A 21,070-nucleotide genomic window follows, 5' to 3' on the forward strand; every position below is an offset into this window, starting at 1 on the left:
GATCTGCCGCGCAAAGCCGCAGAAAGACTGCGCCGTTATTCTGCAGTGTGTGCTTCACGTGGTCTGAACGCGCTCCGGATCTTGCGGTCTGATTCGCATTCGACTGGCCGCCGGGAACCCGGCGTTTCGCGCCACTGTACCGCACAGAACCGTCAACTCAGTAGAATTGAGTCCTTCGGTACGACGCGCGGCGCTACCCGAACCTTTTCCCCACGACTGTGACCACCACTCTAGAACAACTGCGTACCGGCCAACTGGCCGGTGCACGCGAACTCAAACTGGCGTGCGGCCTGCGCGAATTTCCGCGCGAAATCTTCGAGCTGGCCGATACGCTGGAAGTACTCGATCTGTCGAATAACGCGCTGACCGCGTTGCCCGGCGACCTGCCGCGGCTGCGCAAATTGCGCATCCTGTTCGCGTCCAACAATCCGTTTACGGTACTGCCCGCGGTGCTCGGCGAATGCGCGCAACTGGAGATGATCGGCTTCAAGGCGAACCGGATTCGCGAAGTACCGGCGCGTGCATTGCCGGCGCGCTTGCGCTGGCTGATTCTGACCGACAACGAAATCGAGCACCTGCCCGTCGAGTTGGGCCGCTGCACGCAGTTGCAGAAGCTGATGCTCGCCGGCAACCGGCTGCGTTCGCTGCCCGAGGCGCTTGCCTCGTGCTCGCGGCTCGAACTGCTGCGGCTCGCGGCCAACCGTTTCGACGAATTGCCGCGCTGGCTGCCGCGGATGCCGCGGCTTACGTGGCTCGCGTATGCAGGCAATCCGTTCAATGCGGCGCTCGAACAGACGGCGCTCAGCGATACGCCGATCCGCGCGATTCGCTGGGATGCATTGAAGCTCGAACAGCCGCTTGGCGAAGGGGCGTCGGGCGTGATCTATCGCGCGGCGTTGCGCACCAGCGCCAAAGCGGATGCCGACGCGGATGCCCCGGCGCGTCCGATCGCCGTCAAGCTGTTCAAGGGCGCGGTGACGAGCGACGGCCTGCCCGATTGCGAAATGGCCGCCTGCATCCGTAGCGGCGCTCATCCGAATCTGATTCCGGTACTCGGCAAAGTGATCGACCACCCAGCGGATACGCATGGACTCGTGATGGAACTGATCGAGCCGCGCTTCGTCAATCTCGCCGGCCCGCCGAGCCTCGCATCGTGTACTCGCGATATCTACAGCGACGCCGCGCGTTTCGACCTCGACACGCTGCTCGGGATCGCGCGCGGCATCGCGGAAGTCGGCGGCCATCTGCATCGGCGCGGCGTGATGCATGGCGATCTGTACGCGCACAATATCCTGCACGGCGGCGCCGGGCACGCGTTGCTCGGCGACTTCGGCGCGGCGTCGTTCTATCGCCCGGACGATCGCGAACTCGGCGGCGCGTTGCAGCGGCTCGAAGTGCGCGCGTTCGGCTGCCTGCTCGAAGAACTGGTCGAACGCTGCGCCGAACTCGACGCCCAACCGCGGCTTGCCGCGCAACTGGCCGCGTTGCAGGCGCGCTGCCTGAGCGAGCAGCCCGACCAGCGGCCGCTGTTCGACGAGATCGCCGCCGGCATCGCGGCGCTCGAACGGTCACGCGGCGAAGGAGACATGTGATGACGCAGAACCTGCGCCGCCGCGCGTTGCTCGCGAGCGCGCTGGCCGCGACCGGCCTTGCGGGTCTGACCGGGGTGGCCGGCCTTACCCGTGCCGCGCGCGCTGAAGCGATGCCCGTCGTGAAGCCGAAGATCGCGCTGGTGGTCAAATCGATGACGGACCCGTTCACGGTCGCGATGCTCGATGCCGCGCGCAATTACCAGCAGCACTTCGCATCGCAATTCAGTCTGACGATACGCGGCACCGCGAAGCAGACCGACACCGCCGCGCAGATTCGCATGGTCGACGAAATGATCCGCGCGAAGATGAACGCGATCGTGATCGCGCCGACCGATTCGAAGGCGCTGGCGCCGGTGCTCGCGCGCGCGATCAAGGCCGGCGTCATCGCGATCACGATCGACAATCCACTCGACGAGGGCGCGCAAAAGGCCGCCGGCATTTCGGTGCCGTTCGTCGGGCCGAACAACCGCAACGGCGCGCGCCAGGTCGGCGAATATCTGGCCGCGCGGCTCAAGCGCGGCGATCAGGTCGGCATCATCGAGGGGATCTCGGTCAGCAGCAATGCGCGCCAACGCACCGCCGGCAGCCGCGACGCGATGGAAGCGGCCGGCATGCAGGTGGTGGCGGTCGAGTCCGGCAACTGGGACTACGGCCGCGGCCGCGACGTGGCCGCGAAGATGCTGGTCGATCATCCGCAGTTGCGCGCGCTGCTGTGCGGCAACGACAACATGGCGATGGGCGCGGTCGACGCGATTCGCGACGCGGGCCGCGGCGGCGGCGTCTACGTGACCGGCTATAACGCGATCGACGCGATCAAGCCGCTGCTCGCCGACGGCCGCGTACTCGCAACGATGAACCAGTTCGCCGACCGCCAGGCGGTGTTCGGCATCGACTTCGCGGTGAAGGCGGTCAGCGAGCACCGTAAGCAGCACGAACTGTCGCCGTTCGTCGAGACGCCGCTGCAACTGGTGACGGCGGCGAAGCGTTGAGGTTGCGCCGGTAACGCATTTTTGTCCGTGGCATGATTGCGTGCCGTTCGACCGCATCTAAAAACGACACGCAAGGTCCGTCATGTCATTTCACACCTGGTTGTTATTCGCCGCCGCTTATCTGCTTACCACGATTTCGCCGGGGCCGAACGTGCTGCTGGTGATCCGCAACTCGGTACGCTATGGCAGCCGCGGCGCGGCGGCGACCGTCGGCGGCAATCTGCTTGCGCAAGCGGTGGTGGTGTTGCTGGTGGCGCTCGGCGTCGGCGCGGCACTGGCGGCGTTGCCGCCGCTGTTCGTCGCGATGAAGGTGCTCGGCGCCGCGTATCTGATGTATCTCGGCATCAAGCAATTGCGCGGCGGCAAAACGCAGGCGGCCCAACATGCGCAAACCGCGCAGCCCACAGCAGTCGCTTCGACGGCCCACACGTTCGAATGGAAAAAAGTATTCCGCGAAGCATTGCTCGTATCGGGCAGCAATCCGAAGACGTTGATCTTTCTGTCCGCCTTCATGCCGCAATTCATCGACCATGAGCGCGCTCTGGCGGGCCAGTTCATCGTCATGTATCTGACGGTCGCGGTGATCGTCGCGAGCGTGCACGCGATCTATTCATTCGGCGTGCGCGGCCTTCACCGGCGCTTCGGCGCGAATCGCCGGCTCGCGGCGCTCAAGCGCGCCAGCGGACTGATCTTCGTCGCGCTCGGTCTGAAGCTGCTGGCCGCGCAGCGCGCATAACGGCACGACTGCGCGCGGCTGCATTACACTCGCGATTCCGTCAGTTGCCCGCGAAGCCACCATGAGCCGAATGCAAAGCGTCGTCGACGTCAACGTGCTGTTTCTGAATCCGCAGGGCGAGTGTCTGTTCCTCCAGCGCGCCAACACCGGCTTTCGTGACGGTCAGTACTCGCTGGTGGCGGGGCATCTCGAACCGGGCGAATCGGTGGAAGAATGCGCGATTCGCGAAGCGAAGGAAGAGGCCGGCGTGACGATCGCGCCCGGCACACTGGAATTCAAACTCGTGATGCGGCGCGATTCCGACCAGAACCGCATCAGCTTCTTTTTCGCGTGCCATGCATGGGATGGCGTGCTCGCGAATAGGGAGCCGGATAAATGCTCGGGCTTCGTGTGGGCAAAGCCGGACAATCCGCCGGCGCCGGTGATCGACTATATCGCGGCCGCCCTCGCGCAGATTCGCGAGGGCGTGATGCTGGCCGATTTCAAGGGCTGAACGCCGCGACCTTCACGCCGCGGCTTTTCACACGAAGCACCGCTCAACCGCCCTTCGTGCTGCCTTGCGCATTGGGCGCGAAGTGGCACTTCGGATCGTTCTTTCCCTGCTCGGAGCAGCAGGTCAGCAGATTTCTCACCGACTCCACGTTCGCCGCATTCCACTCATCCTTGCTGCGGTTGTTGTCGATCGGCATCCAGTGAGTGAGCGGATAGCTGCTCGCGAGCTTGTTGCTGCCTTTCGGCGGCGCCAGCATGCCGGCCGCGAGCGGCACATAAATACTGCAACTCTTTTCGTTGCCGATCCGATGGCAACCGATGCAGGTATTGCCCGGCGTGCTGATCGACAGCGTCGCCCACGACTCGAACGCCTCGCCGAGATTGATGTACTTGCCCCACGGATCGGTCGGCACCTTGTTCCACACCTGGCCGATCCACGGGCTGTACATCACCGGGCTCGCGTCGTGGCACGACACGCATTTCTTCGTCGCGGTCGCGGCCGGCGCCCACCAGAAGGTCTCGGCGGACACGTGTCCGGGCGGCGGCGTCTTCTCGTTCGGCGGCGGGACGCGAGTCGCATTGAAGCCGGCCGCGCTGCCCGGGTGCTCGGCATGGAACCAGCAGGTTTTGCCGTTGCCGGTGTTGTGCAGCACGATGTCGACTTCGTCGTAGAACGGACTTTCCTTCGAGCGAATCATCTTGCGGCGGCAGAACGCGGAAATCTCTGTTTCGCCGTGCGACAGGTTCAGGATCTTCGAGTACGGCGTGCACGGTCCGGAGGTCGGCGCTTCGTAGGGCAGCAGCGCGGGCCGGTCGCACGTCATGTTCGCGAAGTAGCGCTCGGGCACGCGGTTGTTCACCGTGATCGGCACCGTCGTACCGGCGTTGCAGTCGAATGCCGGAATCTCGCCGATCTCGTCGACGCATTGCTGACCGTATTGCAGCAGCGTTTGCTCCGCCGTTGCGGCGGCGAAGATCGAGCGCGCCGCGCACATCAGCAGCAGTAGCAGTACGCGCAAACAGGTTGTCATCGTCATGCTCCGTTGCGGGTATAGGGCGCCGCGACCTTGCGGATCGCTTCGAGGTATTTCACATAGCCGGTGCAGCGGCACAGATTGCCGCCGATCCACGACTCGATCGTGTCGTCGAGTTGCGTCGCGTCGACCGGATGCGTGCGCAGATGGTCGAGCATCGCGGTCGCGGCCATCAGAAAGCCAGGCGCGCAGTAGCCGCACTGGAACGCGAACGATTCGAGAAAGCTCTGTTGCAGCGGCGACAGCTTGCCGTCCTGCATCAAGCCTTCGACCGTATAGACGTGCATCCCCTGGACCGCGCTGACCGGCGTCGAGCACGCGAGGGTTTTTTCCATCGGCGCATCGGGCAGGTTGCGGGTGCCGACCGTGCACGCGCGGCACACGCCGATTCCGCAACACAGCTTGGTGCCGGTCAGATCGCGCCGTTCGTGCAGGAAGTCGATCAGGTTCATGTCGGCGTCGTCCGCTGGTGCGTCGACGGCCTCTCCGTTGATGTACAGGCGAATCACGCTGCCCATTGCAATGCCCTCCGAATCTGTTCCGGCGTAACCGGGGTTTCCCTGAAGCGTTGGCCCGTCGCCATCGCGAGGGCATTGAGCAGCGCCGGCGCGATCGGGCACATCACCGCCTCGGCGATGCCGCGCGCGTTGTGCGGATCGTCGGCGGGCGGCGACAGCGCGATCAGCGTTTGCCGTGGAATGTCGGGGAGCCGCGTGATCTGATAGCGGTCCAGATTCCAGCGGCCGTTGCCGGGGCCGTCGTTGCCGAGCGGACAGGTTTCGCTCAGTACGTTGCCGATGCCCATCGCGACCGCGCCCTCCGATTGCCCTTGCACGAGTTGCGGACACAACTGCCGCCCGACGCTCACCGACGACACGACGTGCTCGACCTTCACCCGCCCGTTCGACGGATCGACCGATAGCGCCAGCAACGCGGCCGACGGCGCATAGGTGGTGCGCTGGAACTTCGCGCCGTTGACCGTCGGCTGATGCAGCTCTCGTTGCAGCGGCGTCAGGCTGTCCGGATTCATGCCCACCGCGACGTAGTCGTATTCGATGTCGGCGGGGCCGGACTTGAACGGATAGGTGCCGGTCCAGAACGAGCCCGCGTAACTCGCATGCACGGCCGCGACGGTCGGCAGATTCAGGTTGCGCATCTGTTGCAGCAGATCGGCCCACGGCAGCGGTTTGCCATTCCCGTTCGCGACCAGCGCGCCGTCGACCCACTTCACGTCGGCGGCCTGCACGTTCTGATGCCACAGCGTCTGCGCGGCGGGCAGCACGCTTTCGAGCAGCAGCGCCTGGGCCGCGCCTTTTACTGCGTGGTACTGATGAAATGCGCCGAGGCAAGCGCTCGACGATCCCGAGCCGTAGCGCACGTCGGTCGGTTTCTGCGGATTGCTGGTGGCGGTCAGGCCCAGCGCGTTGAACGGTTCGAACACGCTCATCGCGATCGTCCGCGCGTTCTGGCCGAGGTATTCGGATGGCGCGAGACCGAGCGTGGTCGCCGCGCCGTTGCCCATGTCGGTGTAGGTCGTGATCACGCGCAGGCTGCCGTCGGGCAGCACCTGCACCATCGCGTACATGCCGTCGCCGGAGGTGCCGAACGCTTCGTTGGCCATCGCGAGGCCGACGCCGTATTTGAGGCCCTGGGCCGCGCGCTGCGCGCGCGTCGCCTCGCGCTCCTGCCACAGCGGATGCTGTTCGAGCCCATCGAGCACGCTGTTCAATTGCAGATCGAACAGGATCGGCGCGCCGGTGATCGCGCGGCCGCGTCCGAGCGACGGCGCGCTGCCGAGCAGATTGACGCGGCGAATCTCGAACGGCGACATGCGCAGTTCGGCGGCCGCTTCGTCGAGCAGCGTTTCGATCGCGATGAACGCCTGCGGACCGCCGAAGCCGCGCTGTGAGCCGCCGAATACTTCCGGCGTGTACAGCGACGCGGCGGTCGCATTCGCGCGCGGAATTTCATAGCAGCTCATCGCGCTCAGCGCCGCCAGTTGCGCGACGTACGGCGACAGGTTTTTCTTGCCGCCGCCGTTCATCGTGAAGTCGCAACTGAGCGCCTGGATCTTGCCTTGCCGGTCGAACCACAGCGCTTCGGTAAATTGCGTTTCGCAGCGCTTGAGACCGACCTGGAACTGCTCGTAGCGCGACTGCTGCCAGCGCAGCGGCCCTTGTGCGAACGGCGCGGCGAGCGCGAGATAGAGCGGGAAATACGAACGGTCGCGGCCGCCGAAGCCGCCGCCCGGATAGCACGCGACGATGTGCACGCCGTTGATCGTGACCTTGCTGTTCGCGAACAGCGCGGCAGCGCTGCCCGCGTCCTCGCCGGCCGATTGCGTGCCGAGCACGAGGCGCAGCTGGCCGGCGCTCGCGTCGTACCACGCGAGCCCGCTTTCCGGTTCCATGAATACCGGGTCCATCGCGGGCGTGATGAAACCCTGCGGATTCGACGCGCCGGCCCTGAACCATGTGCCCGCGTCGAGATTGCGCTGGATCGTCGCGTAGATATTTTCGCGGGCCTTCGCGAGCGCCGCCAGATACGCGGGCGTCGGCTTGCCATCGCTGCCGCTCTGGTAGTCCTTCACGTAGTTGAAGTTGGTGTCGTCGTCGCGCACGTAGGTCGTGGTCGGCGAATACGGGACCGGCTTCGGACGATCGCTTGCATTCACCGGTGCGCCGTAGCGGATCGTGCTGTTGTTGAATTCGAGCAGCTTGCGCGCGCGCCGGTACACGTCGAAGTTCGCGAAGATCAGCAGCGCGGCGGGCTGACCGAAGCAGTCCGCCGCGTGGCCTTTGCGCGCGAGCCAGTAGATGTCCTGATTCGCGATTGGATCGGTTTCGGGCGCGAGCGCGATCTGGCGCGCGAGCAGCGCATCGTTGTCGACGATCGCAATCGGCCGCAATTGCGGCGGCAGCATGCTCAGGTCGTAGCCGTCGTACACGCGATCGACGCGGTTGCAGCGCAGCGCATACAGCCAGTTTTCCTGCTTCGGCCAACCGGCGAAATCGCTCGCCTTGAAATCGCGCGCATAGATCTTCTGGCCGGTCACCTTCGGAATGCCGTCGATGCGCCAGCGTGCCTTGCCCGGTTCGGGCGCCCACGGCGGCCCGTTGTCGGGCTCGGTTTGCATCGATGCCGAACTCAGCACCGCCGCCGGCAGATTGCTGATCGAAATCGCGACGAGCGTGCTGCTTCCCATCACTTTCAGGAAGGTACGGCGTGTAACGGGGATATCGAAAGCCATGTGGGGCTCCGGGGATTAATTGTTATTTCGGTTTTTATGCAAAACGATTGAATATTTCGTGTTATTTGGCGCGCATGGCAAGGCGCGCGCTTCCGGTTTTCAGCACTCGCGGAATTAATGGTTCGAAGTGGTCCGCCGGGCGTGCAGACAAGCTGGTAACGCGCCGTCCCGGCACGCGAGAAGCCATAAAGTACGGGCGTTGCCGGCGACCCGGCCGGTCATCGCATTGGCTGCGAACGGTGCGTGGATGGCCCGGTTTGGATACCCCTGTCTCTGATCATGTTGATTGCTCGCGTCGTCTTTCTTTATTGATTTTTGAATCGACTTTTCGGCAATGCTAGGCGGAATGGATTTTTATCGCAAGATAAGTGTGAAGAATATCCGGATTGAATGATTAACGATGCTTTTTAGCGTCGCCACAAGCGCTTTTCGGCGCGCCGGGAATGTCTGCGAGGCCGCCGCAAACGAGCGGGTCGAAGCGGGTGCGCGCGGTATCTCGAAAAGGCCGGGCGTGCGCAAATCTGTCGCTCCGGCGAGATTTGCGTTATTGTGCTGCCACTTAAAAAGGCGGGCGCGGGCAGCCGGCCCGAGCCGCCGCAAATCGACTTGTCCGGGAACGGATGAATAGCGCGTGACCGCAGTATCGGGAACATCAGCAATGCCCAACCACCCGGTTGGCAAGGTAAGCAAAGAGGAGATGTGTCGTATGTCGTTCAATTTTCACAAGCTGCTGCCGGTTAGCGCAGCAGTCGTTGCATTCGCAACTATCGCAGGCACCGCGCACGCGGACCAGGTCGTCAAGATCGGTCACGTCGGCCCGCTGACGGGCGGCTCCGCCCACCTGGGCAAGGACAACGAAAACGGCGCGCGCCTCGCGATCGAGGAAATCAACGCGAAGGGCCTGACGATCAACGGTCAGAAGGTCACGCTGGTGCTCGACGCGCAGGACGACGCGGGCGACCCGCGCCAGGCGACCCAGGTCGCGCAGAAGCTGGTCGACGACAAGGTCGTCGCGGTGGTCGGCCATCTGAACTCGGGCGCGTCGATTCCGGCTTCGAAGATCTATAGCGATGCTGGCATCGTGCAGATCTCGCCGTCGTCGACCAATCCGGCTTACACGCAGCAGGGCTTCAAGACGACGTACCGCGTCGTCGCGACCGATGCGCAGCAAGGTCCGGCACTCGCGACCTTCGCCGCGAAGAACCTGAACGTGAAGACGGTCGCGGTGGTCGACGATTCGACCGCGTACGGCCAGGGTCTCGCGAACGAATTCGAAAAGACCGCGAAGTCGCTCGGCCTGAAGGTCCTGTCGCACGACGCGACCAACGACAAGGCAGTCGACTTCCGCGCGATTCTCACCAAGATCAAGGGCGAGAATCCGGATGCGATCATGTACGGCGGCATGGACGCGACCGGCGGCCCGTTCGCGAAGCAGGCGCGTCAGCTCGGCTTGCGCGCGAAGATGCTGTCGGGCGACGGCGTCTGCACCGAAAGCCTCGCGGACCTCGCCGGCCCGGCGGCCGGCAACGTGGTGTGCTCGCAGGCCGGCATGGCGGTCGAGCGGATGGACGGCGGCGCGCAATTCGCGGCCAAGTACACGAAGCGCTTCGGTCACCCGATCGAATTCGACGCGCCGTTCACGTACGACGCGGTGTATATCGTCGTCGACGCGATGAAGCGCGCGAACTCGACCGAGCCGGCGAAGATTCTCGCGCAGGTTCCGGGCACCAACTTCAAGGGCGTGACCGGCCTGACCGCGTTCGACGCGAAGGGCGACCTTCAGCACGGCGTGATCTCGCTGTACAACTACAAGGACGGCAAGAAGACGCTGGTCGACGTGGTGAAGATGTAAGAAGCGGGTAGCTGCCAATCAGCGGTAAATAGCCAAAGGGCCGATGAAGCATGCTTCATCGGCCCTTTTTGTATCCGGCATCGATGCGTGATGCGCGGATTTAAACCGTTACGGCACCAGCCACAATGCGACCGCGTAAATCACCAGCGACACCGCGAACGTCACCGCGGTATAGCCCATCACGCGCTGGATGCGAATGCCCGCAATCGCGACGATCGGCACCGCCCAGAACGGCTGCAGCATGTTCGACACGTTCTCCGCCATCGCCACGCCCATCGCGGTACGCGGCACCGACGCATGCAGGCTCAGCGCGGCCGGCAGCACGAACGGACCCTGCACCGCCCAGTGACCGCCGGCGCTCGGCACCAGCAGCGTGATGATCAGCGAGCTCAGGAAGCTCCACAGCGGCAGCGTGACCGGCGACGCGATCGTCACGAACGCCTTTGCGATCATCGACGCCAGCCCGGTGCCTTTCATGATGCCCATGATCCCGCCGTACATCGGGTACTGCAGCAGCATCGAGCCGGTCTGACGCGCGGCGCGGCGGATCGAATTCGCGTACGCGATCGGCGTGCGTTGCAGCGCGAGGCCGATCATCAGGAAGATCAGGATCGTGTTGTTGATGTCCAGATCGAAGCCTTCCTTGCGCCACGTGATCGTCAGATAGCCGATGCCGAGTGCGAGCAGCAGCAGCGTGCCGAGCATCGACTGTTCGAGGCGTGAGGCCAGCGACGACGCATTGCTTGCGCGCGCATGCGGATCGTCGCTCGGTGCATCAGCGGCGGCTTCGGCGGTCTGGCGGAACGCAATCACGTTATCCGCTTTCGGATGCATCCTGATGAAGATCGCGGTCATCACGACGACCACCAGCACCGTCGGAATGAACACGAACGGCGCGAAAATCGTTTGGCTGAGCGGCACCACCTGACCGGTCGCTTTCTCGACCAGATTCAGCGCGTTGCCGTGCGACGCCTGCGACAGCGCAATCGAACTCGACAGCCCGCTATTGCAGATCGACCACGCCGAATAACTGCCGGCCACGAGCCACGCGAAATCGACGTCGACGCGCCGCGCGATTTCGCGCGACAGCAACGCGCCGACGATCAGCCCGAGCCCCCAGTTGAGCCACGCGGCGAGCGCGACGACCGGGAACACCAGCAGCGCGGCGCGCGCCGGCGTGTGTGCATGGGCGGCGAGCGCGCGCAGGCCGCGCTGCACGACCGGCGCTTCGGCGATCGCGTAGCCGGTCGCGAGAATCAGGATCATCTGCAGCGCAAAACCGAGGATCCCGAATGTTCCGGTGTACCAGGCATCGAGCAGCGTGGGCAGTGTGCCGCTCGGCGCGATCAGCATCGCCAGTACTGCGACGAAGAACGTCAGGCAGATCGACAGCACGAACGGGTCGGGCATGACCTGTTCGAAAACATAAACCAGCCCTTCGACGATACCGCGCGAGGCGGCAGGCCGGGCGGCATGGGGAGCGGTGTCTCGCTTCATGTGTATGACTCTGTGTGATACCGGCCACTGGCAGGACGGAGCGGACAGGAACGGCGCGCCGGGCCGGTGTGGGGGAGCGGGCGCGTATCGTCGGCAAGTTTTTGTTGCCTTACCTGACCTCGATGACGGAAGGCAGTGCGGCGGGAATTCCAGGCCGGGAAGCCGGGTTTCGGCGCGACTGATGTCGAACGCGGCGAAGTGCCGTGCGAGACTTTCGTTTGCTTTTCGATGTTCTTACAATGAACGGTGTTTCGGTAAGCGAACGCTACATTATTCGTCTTATGCGGATCGAATGTCAAGAAAGGTCCGGCGTGGCGGTCATGCGGTCCTTTCGTCCAGTTCGAAACAGCACGACAATGCGCTCGCGTATTCCACTTAATTTCTCCGAACGGGACTGAAGACTATGACGACCGTCTATCGCGGCATGGATCGACCGACGCTCGATGCCGCCTATAACAACACCCAGGCGATTCCGAACTTTCCGCAAGTGCTGAAGGATTTCCAGCAACGTAGCGCGCAGCTTTACGAGCGCGTGCCCGGCAAGCGCGATCTGCGCTACGGCGAGCGGGCGCGCGAGCGCTTCGACTGGCTGTCGTGCGGCGAGACCGATGCGCCGACGTTCATCTTCATTCACGGCGGCTACTGGCAGAACTGCGTGAAGGAAGACTTCGCGTTCATCGCGGACGGTCCGCTCGCGCTCGGCTACAACGTCGTGCTGGCGGAGTACACGCTGGCGCCGGAAGCGTCCATGACGCAGATCGTCGGGGAAATCACCGGGCTGCTCGATCATCTGCGACGCGATCCTGACGGCCTCGGCACCGCGGGGCGGCCAGTGTGCGTGAGCGGGCACTCGGCGGGCGGTCATCTGAGCGCGCTGCATCGCGCGCATCCGTCCGTCAGCCGAGCGCTGCCGATCAGCGCGCTGGTCGATCTCGAACCGATCAGCCTGTGCTGGCTGAACGACAAGCTGCAACTGAGCGAGCAGGAGATCGCCGCATACAGCCCGCTCCGTCATATCGGCAAGGGCGTGCCGACGCTGGTCGCGGTCGGCGGCGCGGAATTGCCGGAACTGGTGCGTCATTCGGACGACTACGCGGCTGCCTGCGAAGCGGCGGGCGAGCAGGTCGCGCTCGTGCACGTGCCGGGCTGCACGCATTTCTCGGTGCTCGACGATCTGGCGCGGCCGGACGGCGTGCTGCTGAGCGCGCTCGCGAAGCAGGGCTGAGCGGCGTGAGCGGCGCGGCGGCGCGGGTCCATGCCGTCGCTGAATTAATAGCTTTTGCGACCTAATCACGCCGAAAAAATATATTGGACGTCTTACTGGCGTTCTTGCACTATTCGTTCCCAGCGCAAACTGCACGTACCATTGCGATCCCCACGCCCGCGAGCCAGCCGGGGGTAGCGCCGTCGCCTTGACCCGTACGGCGACCCAACGGCAGGCCGGCGCAGGCGCTTACCAAAACCGATAAAGCAATTCTGAGGATACAGATGCCCCACTATCGCTCACGCACCTCGACTCACGGCCGCAACATGGCCGGCGCCCGCGCGCTGTGGCGCGCGACCGGCATGAAGGACGACGATTTCGGCAAGCCTATCGTCGCGGTCGTGAACTCGTTCACGCAGTTCGTGCCGGGCCACGTGCATCTGCGCGACCTCGGCGCGCTGGTCGCCAGCCAGATCGAAGCGGCGGGCGGCGTCGCCAAGGAATTCAACACGATTGCCGTCGACGACGGCATCGCGATGGGCCACGGCGGGATGCTGTATTCGCTGCCGTCGCGCGAACTGATCGCGGACTCGGTCGAGTACATGGTCAACGCGCACTGCGCGGACGCGATGGTCTGCATCTCGAACTGCGACAAGATCACCCCGGGCATGCTGATGGCCGCGATGCGCCTGAACATTCCGGTCGTGTTCGTGTCGGGCGGTCCGATGGAAGCGGGCAAGGTCAAGTCGCCGACCGACGGCCAGGTGATCGCGAAGATCGACCTGATCGACGCGATGATCAAGGCCGCCGATCCGAAGATCAGCGACGCCGAAGTCGCCGAAGTCGAGCGCAGCGCGTGCCCGACCTGCGGTTCGTGCTCCGGCATGTTCACCGCGAACTCGATGAACTGCCTGACCGAGGCGATCGGTCTCGCGCTGCCGGGCAACGGCACGATCGTCGCGACGCACGCATGGCGCAAGGGGCTGTTCGAACAGGCCGGCAGCCTCGTCGTCGACCTGTGCCGTCGCTACTACCAGGAAGAAGACACGTCGGTGCTGCCGCGTAGCATCGCGACCAAGCAGGCGTTCGAAAACGCGATGACGCTCGACGTCGCGATGGGCGGCTCGACCAACACGGTGCTGCACCTGCTGGCGGCCGCGCAGGAAGCGGGCGTCGACTTCACGATGTCGGATATCGACCGCATCTCGCGCCAGGTGCCGTGCCTGTGCAAGGCCGCGCCGATGACCGACAAGTACCACATCGAAGACGTGCATCGCGCGGGCGGCATTATCGGCATTCTCGGCGAACTGGCGCGCGCGAACCTGCTCGACCTGTCGTGCGGCAACGTGCACAGCGGCACGCTCGGCAACGCGATCGCGAAGTGGGACGTCGCCGGCGGCGCGGGCGAGGAAGCGCAGAAGTTCTTCCGCGCGGCGCCGGGCGGCATTCCGACCACGGTTGCGTTCAGCCAGGAGGCGACCTTCAAGACGCTCGATACCGACCGCAAGAGCGGCTGTATCCGCAGCAAGGAAAACGCGTATTCGAAGGACGGCGGTCTCGCGGTGCTGTACGGCAACCTCGCGCAGAACGGCTGTATCGTGAAGACCGCGGGCGTCGACGAATCGCAGTGGCTGTTCTCGGGCCGCGCGCGCGTGTTCGAAAGCCAGGACGATGCGGTCGAAGCGATTCTCGGCGACAAGGTCGTTGCGGGCGATGTCGTGGTGATCCGCTACGAAGGCCCGAAGGGCGGCCCGGGCATGCAGGAAATGCTGTATCCGACTTCGTACCTGAAATCGAAGGGTCTCGGCAAGAGCTGCGCGCTGTTTACCGATGGTCGTTTCTCCGGCGGTTCGTCCGGTCTGGTGATCGGCCATGCGTCGCCGGAAGCGGCCGAAGGCGGCACGATCGGCCTCGTCGAAGACGGCGATGTGATCGAGATCGACATTCCGCAGCGCAAGATGCACCTCGCGGTGTCGGACGAAGTGCTCGCGCAGCGTCGCGCGGCGATGGAAGCGCGCGGTGACAAAGCGTGGCAGCCCGCCAATCGCGAGCGGGTGGTGTCGCAGGCGCTGCAGGCTTACGCGGCGCTGGCCACCTCGGCCGACCGCGGCGCAGTGCGTGATATTTCGCAGTTGAAGCGCAAGTAATCGCGCGGATGAGTGCGGGGGCTTCGGCGCGGCGACGCGCGCGAAGCCCGATGAAAACCGGCAGGCGGGTCACCGCTTGCCGGTTTTTGTTTGGCGGCGGCGTTTGGGTGGAAGGCCCAGCGGATAGGGGGTTGGTGTACTATCGCGTCGAACCAACTGGTAGTCGATCGAGCGTCGGCAAGCCACGCGTTGCACAGGGTGCCGGCAAACCTTGCGCACGCAGCACGTTTTTCGCTTATTGGAACGGTTGAGCCTGCCGGACGGCACGGCGCACCATGGAGGGTTGATCGAAGCATGGAAACCAGGTCCTACCGCGGCTGGCACCTCGCCAAGTCCGGCACGGAACACAAGGCCACCGAGTTCGAGTGGGCGCTGATCCGTTTTTACGAGTCGTTTTCCCGTTTCGTACTGACTACCGGCATGATCACGATCGCGGCGGATGTCGACATCAAATATCAGGAACACGTGATCTTGCACGTGATCCGCATGCAGGATCGCCCCAAGAACAGCGCGACCATCGCGCGGCTGATGAATCGCGACGACATCCCCAACATTCAGTACAGCTTGCGCAAGCTGGAGTCGGCCGGCCTGATCGAAAAGCAGAAGGACAAGAACAGCAAGACCTATTCATATTCGGCAAGCGAGCGTGGCGTGCAGCTCACCGACGAATACAACAAGGTCCGGCAGGAGATTCTCGTCAAGCGCTTCGAGGAGATCAGCGATGTCGACGAAAAATTCGAGCGCTGCGCGCGTTTCATGTCGCTGCTGACCGGAATTTATGAGGAGGCAGCCCGCGATTCGGCGACGATCACGCCGCAGACCGACGAGCCGCCGCCGAAGCCGAAGACTTCACGCAAGTCTGCGTAAGCGGCGGCGGCTGGCGCGCGAGTTACAGCACCGGATGCAACTTGTGCCACTCGCTAGCCTTCTGATAAGCCATGCCGGCGCGGCACAGCAGGGCTTCAGCACCATGAGCCGCAACGAGCTGGAAGCCGATTGGCAGGCCGTCCTCGGTGAGCCCGCATGGCAGCGTGATCACCGGATGGCCGCTGGAATTGAACGGCGCCGTAAACTGGATCAGGCGCGCATTGAGTTCCGGATCCTGCGCGAGCGCGCCCAACTGTTCGTGGGTGGGTGCAGCAAACGGCTGCACCGGCACGATCAGCAGATCGATCCCGCTCATGAGCCGGTTGATCTTGCCTCGTAACGCGGCACGGTTCAGCAGGACCTGCTGATACGCCATGCCGCTGGTTTCACGACCGATCTCGATCAGCCGCGTAAGCGCCGGCCCATAGTGCGCCGCGAGCCGCGGCCAGGTGTCGGCGTGAGCCACCGCTACTTCCACACCGCAGTTGACCTGCCACTCGTCGACTACCGTGCGCACTTCGGGAAAGCGCACCTCCCGCACTTCGCCGCCGAGCGACTTCACCACTTCGACGACCTGCGCGAGCGCGCGCACGATGACGCGGTCGACGCCATTGCTGTTCCACTCTGGATCGACGCCAAATCGCGGCCCGCACAGATCGTGCGCGTCGTCCGGCAATGCGAGCGAGGCGTCGGGCAACGAAGTCGGGTCGAGCGGATCGTGCCCGGCAATCACGCCAAGTAGCAGCGACGCGTCGGCGGCACTGCGCGCCATGGGGCCCGCATGATCGAGGCTGGCGCCCAGTGCGAATATGCCGTGACGGCTCACGCGTCCCCATGTCGGCTTGATGCCAGTGAGCCCGTTGGCTGCCGAAGGGAAACGGATCGAGCCGCCCGTATCGGTACCGAGCGACGCGTAGCACAGTCCCGCTGCCGTCGCGACGCCGGAGCCGCTCGACGACGCGCCCGCCCAATGACCCGGATGCCACGGGTTGACCGGTTCGGCGATCTCGGGATGATGCGTTGCGAACGCGCCCTCCGTGAGCTGGAGCTTGCCGAGCACGATTGCACCGGCATCGCGCAGCCGCTTGACGGCGGTGGCATCTTCGGTCGGCACGAAGTCACGAAAAATCGTCGTGCCGGCCGCAGTCGGAGAACCCGCGCACCAGTACAGATCCTTCACCGCTATCGGTACGCCGAACAGAGGCCCGGTCGCCCCACCGGCCAGCAGTTTCCGGTCAGCTTCTCGCGCGGATGCGAGCGCCTCGTCGCGCATGACGAGCGCGTAGCTGTGAAGCGTGGGGTCGAGCTTCTCGATGCGTTCAAGCATCGCCGTCGTGACTTCGACGGAAGAGAGGGCGCGCGTGGCGATCAGACGCGCCACCTCGCGCGCCTCCAGGTAATGCAGTTCCGATTGGGACATGTTCAATCCGACTCCGTGCTTAAAGTCCAAGCTCCGCGCGCTGCCGTGTCAGCGTGTCGATCACGGCGTACATGATTTTTTGGGCACACGGCATCAGGTCGGGAACGTAGGTCGCGCCCATGCCGCCCAGGCCCTCCGCCACCGGCAGCGGTGAGCCTTCGGCGGGCCATGGCCAGCCGATGCGGGCGGTCGGAATGCCGAAGCGACGCAGTGCGGCGCCGTCGGTCTGGCCGCCAAGCGGGTCGGGCGTCGGATGCGCACGCTGCTCGATGTGCTCCCAGCCACGCCGCGCGGACTGCACGATCCAGTTCGACGGGGAAGTCGTGCCGCCGGGCACGGAGCCGTACATTTCCCAATCGAGTTCGAACTCGGGGCGGCGCTCGCGTAGCGCCGCGACGAATGCGGCAAACTGCGCCTTCACGTCGCCCGGCGAGGTGCGCGGATTGATGCGAACGTCGAAAAATATCTCGGTTACGGCCGAAGGAAACGCCGGCCGTTCAGGCCACCCCGCCCGCACGCCCGAGATCCAGCCGTGCGGCTTGACCGCGCCGGACGAATTGCGTTCGGCGTACTCGATCAGCCATTGCTCGAGTTCGAGTATCACGTGCGCGGCCGGCACGACCGAACTGCGAAAACCCGGCGTGTCGCGCGGCACACCCGCGTAACCGAGCGTGCCCTTGACCTTCAGCTTGAACCAGCCCAGGCCGGGCTCCTCGTGATAGACCCAGTTCCAGGGCTTCATCACGATCGCGAAGTCTGGCGCAACGCCACGGCTCAGCAGGTGCGTGACGCCCCCGGACAGGCCCGCGTGAGCGCGCGCCGCGAGATCGACAGGCATGCCGCCATCGGCCATGGCGACGATCAGGTCGCCGACCAGCGGCACATCGGCTTCGATCAGCGCGGTCGCGACTTCGGTGAGCGTCGCGATCATCCCTTTCGGGTTCGACGCGCCCAGACCGTAGACCCAGTCACTTTCCATGCGTGCACGCGGCTCGAGGTCCGCGAAACCCGGCGGCCCGATCCATGGGTCGTCGCTTCCGTCGCCTTCGAGATGGGTGTCGATGGGTGCGTAGAGCATTAGCGCCGCACCGCCGCCGCTGCCGCGTTTTTCCGCGACGACGTTGCCGGTCCGCTCGTTCATGGGCCGATAGCTTGCGTTCATACCGACGCTCGCCAGATGCCCGGCCATGAACTGGCTCGCGTCGCGCGCCGCGCCGGTCGGGCTGTGAATGTCGGTGAGTTCGAACAGCAGCTTTTGCAGCCGCCGCGCGTCGAGCCTCGCGCATGCCTTGTCGTACCAGGCTTGCTGCTCGGGTGAAAAAGGCAATGGCGTGGTACTGACCACGATGGATACCTCCAGATTGCGTTGCGATGCCGGGTCAGTTCGATGGTGCGAACTGTTCGGCGTAAATGTTTTCCGGGTGCAGGCCCAGATTCACGAGCTTCGTCGTGGCGGCGTCGATCATGCGCGGTGGACCGCACAGATACGCGACGGCGCTTTCGTGTGTCACGTCGGCCTCGCGGATCGCATCGACGGGATTGCCGGCGAGCAATTCGCCGCTCGCGTGGTGGTCCACCGAGATGCGCGTCGTGAGATTCGGCAGCCATTGCCCGCGCAACTCCAGATCGTCGAGGCAGAAGAGCTGTTCGGGCGTTGCACAGCCGAAGCTCAGCAGTATCGGCGGCTTGCGTCCGGGCTGACGACGCAGCGTGTCGATCATCGACAGGATGGGCGCGAGGCCGGTGCCGCCCGCCACCATGATGTGCGGCGCGGCCACCTTCTCACGCAGGAAGAAGCTGCCGAACGGGCCTTCGATTTCGAGGACGTCGTCGGCTTTCGCCTCCTGTTCCAGCCACTTCGACATCACGCCATCTTCGAGCAGGCGAATCAGCAGTTCGAGCTTCGGCAGGTCAGCCGCCGTGCTGGCAGGCGAATAGCTGCGCGTGACATTCGTGCCCGGTACTCGTACCTGAATGAACTGCCCCGGCTTGAAATCGAGCCACGCACCTTCGGCCAGTTCGAGCCGCAGCCGCACGACGTTCGACGCCACCTTCTCGATGCTGTCGACAAATGCGTGCGCCTTGACCGCCTGCACGTTGGCCGCATCGCTCGCATAGTTCAGCGCGAACGTGCAATCCGATTCGGGTTCGGTCAGGCACAGCAGCCGGTCGCCGGCTTCGTATTCGCTGCGCAGGAGCGTCGAACTGGCACCCGCGCGCATGCCGGCGCAGCCTTCGACAAGCTTTGCCGCACAGCTCGAACAGGATCCCGACCGGCACTGGTGGATGACCGGAATACCCGCGGCAAGAGCGGCGTCCAGCACACTTTCGCCCTGCTGCACCGCGACCGATGTCGCTTTACCGTCGCGAAAGCTCAATGTGACGTTTCTAATGGGAGACATTCGGATACCTTCAATACTCGGTAATTAGTGATCCTCTTCGATCTTCTCGACGAAGTACGAAGGACGCTTGCCGTCTGCCGTTCGCTTCATGCGAATGCTCGACGCCTTGATGGTGCCGTCGATGCCGTTGCCGGGCCTTGCAATGCCGCGATTCCAGCGCGAAGCGATCTTGCGCCAGGTGATCGGCGAAACATCGGTCGAAACGAGTTGTTCGTTGTCCCAACCGGTGCCGTCGGCATAAAAATCGTGCATCGCCTCGCGCGCATACAGGTCGCAGTTGTTGAATCCATGCAGGCACAGCGGCTTGAACAGATAGTCGTAGCGATACTTGAAGTCCTTGCGCTCCTTGTCGGTCGGGCATACGCGCGCGAGGATTTCCCAGTACTCGTAGGTGTCGTCGGTGATCGGCACATACCATTCGAACTGGACGACATGCTCTTCCGGCCAGTTCTCGACCATCAGCACGCCAGGCAAAAACACGGAGGTGCGGTACGGGCGGGCATTGACGTTCTCGACCTTGAGGTCGACCTTCTCGTTCTCGAGAACAGGGTTCCACTTCTCCGTGAAAAGCCATTGCACGAGCCCCTTGGGACCGTTCTCGTCTTCGACAGCAGCGATGCAGTCGTCCGCGGTCGGTACGATGCCAAGCGGCAGCACCCAGTCCTTTGCGTGAATGATCGCGTTGTCCTTGTGAACGAGGATGTGCGCGTTATCGAAGCCGTTTTCGCAGGCGATGCGCCAGTTCGCGAAACCCGTGCGGTGCATGCCGTGCGCGACGATGTCCTTGTCCAGCAGGCTCGGTGCGGAGGGCCACAGCGGATGCGGGAAGCGTTCGTCGTTCTCGGGAAAGCGGATCGGCAGGTCGTGCGCGAGCGGCGGTACGTCCTCATCCGGATAGTCGTCTTCGCGCACGAAAACGAAGATCATCCCCGCGACTTCCTCGACCGGATAGGTCGTGAGGCCCGTCGTGCCGATCAGCTTGTCGTCCGGATTGCCGGCGATGGTCGTGAGCTTGCCGCTTCCCAGTTCGTACGTGAAACCGTGGTACCAGCAACTGATCGTGTCCTTGGTCAGACACATCGGCTTGGCGGACAGACGCACGCCGCGGTGAATGCACTGGTCCTTCAGCGCGTAGATCTTGCCGTTCACACGGCGCAACGCGATCTGCACCCCGCAGATCTGGATGCCCTCGACAGCATCTTCCGGCAATTCATGGCTGAAGAGCGCCGGATACCAGTGGTTGATGAAGCCCCATGCCGCGTCCTTGTACGGCTGGTACTGGCTCTGAACTTTCGCGTCGTTGACGCGAGCGTTGCTGATCTCGTTGAGTCGCTGGCCGTTACTGCGCCGGCGAGCGATGGGCGTGTCGCTCATGGAGTGCTCCTGATGTGTGGGCTGGCGCGCATCTCGTTACGGCTCAAGAGCGCTGATTTCTGTACAGCTTTCGCGATTCGATGCGCGTCGTCGCGCGGCTCCCGATCGTTGCTGTGATCGAAGACTACGAAAAGATGAATTGACAGTCAATTTATTTTCAATCAATCTTCGCTTGCCAATTGACTGGAAACAACTCGATCGGCGGTGCGTAGAA

The 21,070-nt window shown here is 64.1% G+C and carries 16 protein-coding genes; 8 read left to right on the forward strand and 8 right to left on the reverse strand.

Features of this window, described 5'->3' with window-relative positions:
- The first annotated feature begins 218 nt into the window (after window positions 1–218).
- The 4 genes from LJ656_RS09665 to LJ656_RS09680 all read left to right on the forward strand — a co-directional run bounded on the left by LJ656_RS09665 (window position 219) and on the right by LJ656_RS09680 (window position 3,810).
- A complete protein-coding gene (locus LJ656_RS09665; RefSeq protein ID WP_230509069.1) occupies window positions 219–1,592 on the forward strand; it encodes a leucine-rich repeat-containing protein kinase family protein in 1,374 nt (457 codons plus the stop codon).
- Entirely contained in the window at window positions 1,592–2,581 is a 990-nt protein-coding gene (locus LJ656_RS09670) for a substrate-binding domain-containing protein (protein ID WP_230509071.1), read from the forward strand. The genes LJ656_RS09665 and LJ656_RS09670 overlap by 1 nt, the downstream gene beginning before the upstream one ends.
- An 82-nt stretch (window positions 2,582–2,663) precedes the next feature.
- On the forward strand, window positions 2,664–3,317 hold the full coding sequence (locus tag LJ656_RS09675; RefSeq protein ID WP_230509074.1) for a LysE family translocator: 654 nt from the start codon (window positions 2,664–2,666) through the stop codon (window positions 3,315–3,317).
- Between the two features lie 61 nt (window positions 3,318–3,378).
- Entirely contained in the window at window positions 3,379–3,810 is a 432-nt protein-coding gene (locus LJ656_RS09680) for an NUDIX hydrolase (RefSeq protein ID WP_230509077.1), read from the forward strand.
- 43 nt (window positions 3,811–3,853) lie between these two features.
- Here the strand turns inward: LJ656_RS09680 and LJ656_RS09685 are convergent, their stop codons facing one another.
- Genes LJ656_RS09685 through LJ656_RS09695 form a run of 3 tightly spaced genes read right to left on the reverse strand, consistent with a single transcriptional unit; the run spans window position 3,854 to window position 8,093 of the window.
- Window positions 3,854–4,840: a hypothetical protein gene (locus LJ656_RS09685; RefSeq protein WP_230509078.1), complete on the reverse strand. Its 987-nt coding sequence runs from the start codon at window positions 4,838–4,840 to the stop codon at window positions 3,854–3,856.
- A gap of 2 nt (window positions 4,841–4,842) precedes the next feature.
- Window positions 4,843–5,361 carry a (2Fe-2S)-binding protein gene (locus LJ656_RS09690; protein WP_230509079.1) on the reverse strand — a complete coding sequence of 173 codons (519 nt, stop codon included), beginning with the start codon at window positions 5,359–5,361 and terminating at the stop codon, window positions 4,843–4,845.
- Window positions 5,349–8,093 carry a xanthine dehydrogenase family protein molybdopterin-binding subunit gene (locus LJ656_RS09695; RefSeq protein WP_230509084.1) on the reverse strand — a complete coding sequence of 915 codons (2,745 nt, stop codon included), beginning with the start codon at window positions 8,091–8,093 and terminating at the stop codon, window positions 5,349–5,351. Before LJ656_RS09695 ends, LJ656_RS09690 begins: the two co-directional genes overlap by 13 nt.
- Before the next feature lie 706 nt (window positions 8,094–8,799).
- On the opposite strand from LJ656_RS09695, the gene LJ656_RS09700 reads away from it, so the two are divergent.
- Window positions 8,800–9,945: a branched-chain amino acid ABC transporter substrate-binding protein gene (locus LJ656_RS09700; RefSeq protein WP_230509085.1), complete on the forward strand. Its 1,146-nt coding sequence runs from the start codon at window positions 8,800–8,802 to the stop codon at window positions 9,943–9,945.
- 108 nt (window positions 9,946–10,053) lie between these two features.
- Here LJ656_RS09700 and LJ656_RS09705 read toward each other — a convergent pair whose 3' ends face one another.
- Window positions 10,054–11,442 carry a TIGR00366 family protein gene (locus LJ656_RS09705; RefSeq protein ID WP_230509088.1) on the reverse strand — a complete coding sequence of 463 codons (1,389 nt, stop codon included), beginning with the start codon at window positions 11,440–11,442 and terminating at the stop codon, window positions 10,054–10,056.
- 403 nt (window positions 11,443–11,845) lie between these two features.
- On the opposite strand from LJ656_RS09705, the gene LJ656_RS09710 reads away from it, so the two are divergent.
- The 3 genes from LJ656_RS09710 to LJ656_RS09720 all read left to right on the forward strand — a co-directional run bounded on the left by LJ656_RS09710 (window position 11,846) and on the right by LJ656_RS09720 (window position 15,660).
- Window positions 11,846–12,667: an alpha/beta hydrolase gene (locus tag LJ656_RS09710; RefSeq protein WP_230509089.1), complete on the forward strand. Its 822-nt coding sequence runs from the start codon at window positions 11,846–11,848 to the stop codon at window positions 12,665–12,667.
- 263 nt (window positions 12,668–12,930) lie between these two features.
- On the forward strand, window positions 12,931–14,793 hold the full coding sequence (ilvD, locus tag LJ656_RS09715) for a dihydroxy-acid dehydratase (protein WP_230509091.1): 1,863 nt from the start codon (window positions 12,931–12,933) through the stop codon (window positions 14,791–14,793).
- Between the two features lie 294 nt (window positions 14,794–15,087).
- Entirely contained in the window at window positions 15,088–15,660 is a 573-nt protein-coding gene (locus LJ656_RS09720) for a winged helix DNA-binding protein (RefSeq protein WP_230509093.1), read from the forward strand.
- Between the two features lie 22 nt (window positions 15,661–15,682).
- Here LJ656_RS09720 and LJ656_RS09725 read toward each other — a convergent pair whose 3' ends face one another.
- Genes LJ656_RS09725 through LJ656_RS09740 form a run of 4 tightly spaced genes read right to left on the reverse strand, consistent with a single transcriptional unit; the run spans window position 15,683 to window position 20,856 of the window.
- Window positions 15,683–17,080 carry an amidase gene (locus LJ656_RS09725; RefSeq protein ID WP_230509418.1) on the reverse strand — a complete coding sequence of 466 codons (1,398 nt, stop codon included), beginning with the start codon at window positions 17,078–17,080 and terminating at the stop codon, window positions 15,683–15,685.
- A 19-nt stretch (window positions 17,081–17,099) separates the two neighbouring features.
- Window positions 17,100–18,425, reverse strand: coding sequence for a M20 family metallopeptidase (locus LJ656_RS09730; RefSeq protein ID WP_230509095.1), 1,326 nt, complete (start codon window positions 18,423–18,425; stop codon window positions 17,100–17,102).
- 34 nt (window positions 18,426–18,459) lie between these two features.
- Window positions 18,460–19,482 (reverse strand): FAD-binding oxidoreductase, encoded by a 1,023-nt coding sequence (locus tag LJ656_RS09735; protein ID WP_230509097.1) that lies wholly within the window; start codon window positions 19,480–19,482, stop codon window positions 18,460–18,462.
- Between the two features lie 24 nt (window positions 19,483–19,506).
- Window positions 19,507–20,856: an aromatic ring-hydroxylating dioxygenase subunit alpha gene (locus tag LJ656_RS09740; RefSeq protein ID WP_230509104.1), complete on the reverse strand. Its 1,350-nt coding sequence runs from the start codon at window positions 20,854–20,856 to the stop codon at window positions 19,507–19,509.
- Window positions 20,857–21,070: the final 214 nt, after the last annotated feature.

The organism is Paraburkholderia sejongensis, from assembly GCF_020880815.1.
Lineage (GTDB): Bacteria > Pseudomonadota > Gammaproteobacteria > Burkholderiales > Burkholderiaceae > Paraburkholderia > Paraburkholderia sejongensis.